This is a genomic window from Pseudomonas cyclaminis (assembly GCF_015163715.1).
GTDB lineage: Bacteria > Pseudomonadota > Gammaproteobacteria > Pseudomonadales > Pseudomonadaceae > Aquipseudomonas > Aquipseudomonas cyclaminis.
The window spans coordinates 1-4,169 of sequence record NZ_JADDUM010000203.1 but is presented as its reverse complement, the minus strand read 5'-3'; the positions used below and the strand labels follow the sequence as shown (position 1 = coordinate 4,169).

The 4,169-nt window shown below is 64.3% G+C and carries 5 protein-coding genes; all 5 read left to right on the top strand.

Annotated elements, in window-relative coordinates; all coding sequences use genetic code 11:
• The coding region (locus tag IQK56_RS23420) for a cytochrome P450 (protein ID WP_193901843.1) at positions 1–874 on the top strand (874 nt) is incomplete at its 5' end.
• 14 nt (positions 875–888) lie between these two features.
• A complete protein-coding gene (locus IQK56_RS30925; protein ID WP_206691941.1) occupies positions 889–1,725 on the top strand; it encodes an MFS transporter in 837 nt (278 codons plus the stop codon).
• Positions 1,644–2,435, top strand: coding sequence for an MFS transporter (locus IQK56_RS30920; RefSeq protein WP_206691940.1), 792 nt, complete (start codon positions 1,644–1,646; stop codon positions 2,433–2,435). The genes IQK56_RS30925 and IQK56_RS30920 overlap by 82 nt, the downstream gene beginning before the upstream one ends.
• 228 nt (positions 2,436–2,663) lie before the next feature.
• A complete protein-coding gene (locus IQK56_RS23410) occupies positions 2,664–3,173 on the top strand; it encodes a sigma-70 family RNA polymerase sigma factor (protein ID WP_122307270.1) in 510 nt (169 codons plus the stop codon).
• Positions 3,170–4,169 (top strand): DUF4880 domain-containing protein (locus IQK56_RS23405; protein WP_193901842.1); only part of this gene is annotated, 1,000 nt, incomplete at its 3' end. The genes IQK56_RS23410 and IQK56_RS23405, both read left to right, overlap by 4 nt.

Sequence of the window (4,169 nt, the reverse complement as noted above, 5' to 3'; positions counted from 1 at the left end):
AAAAGTGCAACAAGCGACCCATGAGCGCCTCGATGTGTTGCAGCGCCAGGCTCCCGGTGCGGACCTGTTCGCCCAAGTGCTCGACCATATCCCCGCAACGGTGGATTGCCAGTTGCTCGGCATTCCCCTGAGTGACCGCGAGTACTACCGGCCGCTGAGCCACACGGTGCAGGTTGCATCAGACGCGGATGTGCCGGAGCTGTTGAACCAGTTCTGGGGCGTCTACAACTACCTGACCGACCTGGTGACGGGCGCGCGTCCCACCTATCCCGATGGGCTGATCCAGCGTTTTGTCGCCACGCGCAACGACAGCGAGCCGCCACTCAACGACAAGGAATTGGTGGGCATCCTGCTCGGCGTACTGATCGGCGGCGACCAGAACATTCTCACGGTGCTCACCAAGGCGGTGTACACCCTGTTGGCCGCGCCCGAGCTGTGGCAGCAACTGGTGGATGACCCGGCGCTGATCCCGAATGCCGTCGAAGAACTGCTGCGGGTGATTCCCCTGGGCACTATCTCGACCTTCCCGCGCCTGGCCAGCGTCGACCTGGAAGGCCCTTGGGGGCTGATCCCCGCGGGCAGCATCATCTACGCCGATGCGTTTGCCGCCAACCGCGATCCTGTGGTGTTTCCGGACCCCTTGGCGATTCGCCTGGACCGCAACGACGCACGGCATTTGCAGTTCGGCTACGGCATGCACAACTGCATGGGCGCGGCCCTGGCGCGCCTGGAAATCACCACGGTGCTGCAGATTCTGCTGCAGCGCTTCCCCAACTTGCGCCTGGCGGTGCCGGCGGACCAGGTGCCCTGGGTCGACGGCATCATCCTGCGCCGACCGGTGCGTCTGCCGGTACACGGTTTCACTTCAACCTGACCCTGGAAGGACCCATGAAAAACTCGTTTGCCGACACGGCTCTACTCACGATCATCCTGCTGGCGATCTTCGTCGTGCCCAGCTCCATCTCCGGCACGGCCCTCGCGCTGCCGGCCATCGGCGCCGATATCCAGGCGCCGTTGACCAGCCTGCAATGGGTGGTCAACGCCTTCAACCTGGCATTTGCCTGCTTCACCCTGGCCTGGGGTGCGCTGGCCGATCGGCTCGGGCGCAAGCGTTGCTTTGTCGCCGGTGCATCGCTGTATGTAGTGGCCTCGGTGCTGTCCGCCGTGGCTGACAGCGCGTGGTTGCTGGATGCGGCGCGGGGGCTGGCGGGGATTGGTGCGGCGGCAATTTTCTCGTGCGGCATTGCCATCCTGTCCACCCACTTCAGCGGCCCGGCGCGGCTGCGTGCATTTGCCTTGTTCGGCACCGTGGCGGGGCTGGGGGTGAGCCTGGGTCCGACCTTGTCCGGCTTGCTGCTGGACAGTGTCGGCTGGCGTGCGATTTTCTGGGCGCACGCGGTCACCTTGGTGATTGTGCTGTTGGGCAGCCCGTTGATCACACGGGACGGCGAATTGGCGGAACGTACTGCACGCTTTGATGTGCCGGGTGCCACGCTGTTTGTGCTGGCCTTGTTGGCACTGATGGTTGCCATCGTGCAGGGTTCGCAGTGGGGCTGGAGCAGCCCGGGTGTGCTGGGCCTGGTTGCGGTCGCGGCGGTGTTGCTGGCGGTCTTTACCTGGCAGGAACGCCGTCATCGCAGCCGATGCTGGACCTGTCGCTGCTGGCGAGCGGGCCGTTTGTGGGCCTGGCGTTGGTCACCGTGGCGGCGTCGTTCGGCTTTGTGACCCTGCTGACGTACCTGCCGAGCTACCTGTTCGGCGTGCTGCAATTGAGCGCAACCCACGCGGGGCTGGCGATGTTGCTGCTGACGGTGCCGATGTTGTTCTGCCCGATTCTGGCCGGCAAGTGGGCGGCGCGTGGGGTGTCGGCGATCGGCATTCTCAAGGTCAGCCTGATTGCGTTGCTGGTGGGCGTGGTGTCGTTGGCACTGGTCAGCCAGGTCGGCGTGGCGTTGTGGCAATTGGCATTGCCGTTGTTGCTGGTGGGCATCGGCATGGGCTTGTCGGCCGGGCTGGTGGATGGCCTGGCGCTGAAGACCGTACCCGAGCAGAAAGCCGGGATGGCCGCCGGGTTGCTCAACACCTTCCGTCTTGGCAGCGAAGCGATTGCGGTGGCGTTGTATGGTTCGTTGCTGGCGACCTTGCTGGACACTCAATTGCGCGCCACCTTGAGCCGTCTGGCACCAGACCCATCGACCCTGCAACGCTGGATCGACGATGTGGCCGCCGGCAACCTCACCGGTTCGCTGCAAGCCCTGGGTGCAGAACAGGCCGGCACGGTGCACAGCCTGTTTATCGGTGGCTATGACAGCGCGTTCCACGGCGTGCTCTGGGCATTGGCCGCGATCCTGCTGGTGCTGACCGTAGTGGTCGCCTGGCTGGTGCGACCGCTGCGTGAACAGGAGCGGACACAGGCGCAATTGGCGGCTCACTGAGCCATCCGCCACACCGCCTGCGGAGCACGCGGGCGGTGCTTTTGCGTGCCCGAAGATGTGCCGATTGTTATGCAGAAAATGCAGATTGTTGGATGTTTTTATTCTTTTATCTGGTGATGCCCGCTGGGGCAAACTGGACTCACCTGCCCGGATGCAGGTCTACCTCAAACCGACAGGCCCACCACCACTTGTCCGCTGGCGTGTGCAGTCCATGAAGACTATGGACCTATGGACCCGAATGCCTTGCTCAAGAGCCGCCTCATCGGCCAGATTTTCCAGCAGCACTACAGCTGGTTGTGCGCGCGCCTGTCGTACCGCACCGGTTGCAGTCACAGCGCCGAGGACATCGCTGCCGAGACCTTTCTCAAGGTGTGGATGCTCCCCGATCCCAGCGCCATCCGCGAACCGCGTGCACTGCTGACCACTATCGCCCAGCGCCTGATGTACGAGGGCTGGCGCCGCCGCGATCTGGAAAAGGCCTACTTGCAAATCCTCGCCGACGTGCCCGAACACGTGCATCCGTCGCCCCAGGAACAGTTGATCCTGATCGAAAGCCTGCTGGCCATCGACCGGCTGCTCGATGGCCTGTCAGGGCAAGCCAAGGCGGTGTTTGTACACAGCCAGTTGGACGGCATGACCTACGTGCAGATCAGTGAACGGCTGGGCCTGTCGCTGGGGCGCATCCACCAATTGATGACCCAGGCCCTGCGTGCCTGTTACCTGGGGTTGAACGAGTGAGCAAACGAGCGTTGAACGACCCGGTGGCGGAGGAGGCCATCGGGTGGCTGGTGCAGATCCAGTCCGGAGACTTCAGCGCCGAACAGCAAGCGGCGCTGGAGGCATGGCGCGGCACGTCGGCCCATCATCGGCAGGTCTACGCGCAGTTGATCGCAGGGCTGGATCAACTCAAGGCGTCGCCGTGGCGCGGGCGCTCCAGCGCGCAACTGCTGCGCAGCCTGGAACAACCCAACAGCCGCCGTGCGTTCCTGCGTACCAGCCTGTGCGCGCTGGGGCTGGCGGCGGGTGTGGGGTGGGTGACGCGCTTTGAAGAGAGCGGGCAGTCATACGCCACCGGCACCGGTGAACGGCGCAGCTGGCAGTTGCCGGACGGCGCGACGCTCAAACTCAATGCCCGCAGCCAGGTGGTCGCGACGCTTGCAGACGGACAGCCCGGCCTGGAACTGCGTGCGGGCGAGATGCTGGTCAACACATCACGGCCATTGCAGGTCAGCACCCGTGCCGGGCGTATCACGGGGGCGAATGGTCGCTTGATGCTGGGCGAGCAGGGCGCGGCCATGCGCTTGGTCACCCTCGACAGTGAGGTGGTGTTGCATCTCGACGGCGGCACGCAGCAGCGTGTGGCGATGCATCAGAGCACGGTGTTTGATCATCAGCGGATTCTTACCCAGGTGCCGATGGCCAGTAGTGAAACCGCGTGGCTGGAGGGTTGGCTGGTGGTGCGTAACCAGACGTTGGCGAGCGTAGTGGATGCGATCCGGCCTTATCGCAATGGCATTGTTCGACTGGACTCGGCGGTGGCGGGGTTGCGGGTCACGGGGCGTTTTCCGCTGGATGATGCGCGGCAGACGCTGGAGACGTTGGAGCAGAGTTTGCCGATCAGGGTGAGGCAGTGGGGTGGGGTGGTGGTGTTGATTGGGGGGGAGGGTCTAGGGGGGCTGGTGTACATATCCGTTGCTGCGGTTACGGCGGCTATTGGTTCCGCCCTTACGGCGG

Excerpts from the sequence above, each read along its gene's own strand:
- IQK56_RS30925 (WP_206691941.1), top strand. The coding sequence starts at position 889 with ATGAAAAACTCGTTTGCCGACACGGCTCTACTCACGATCATCCTGCTG.
- IQK56_RS30920 (WP_206691940.1), top strand. The coding sequence starts at position 1,644 with ATGCTGGACCTGTCGCTGCTGGCGAGCGGGCCGTTTGTGGGCCTGGCG.
- IQK56_RS23410 (WP_122307270.1), top strand. The coding sequence starts at position 2,664 with ATGGACCCGAATGCCTTGCTCAAGAGCCGCCTCATCGGCCAGATTTTC.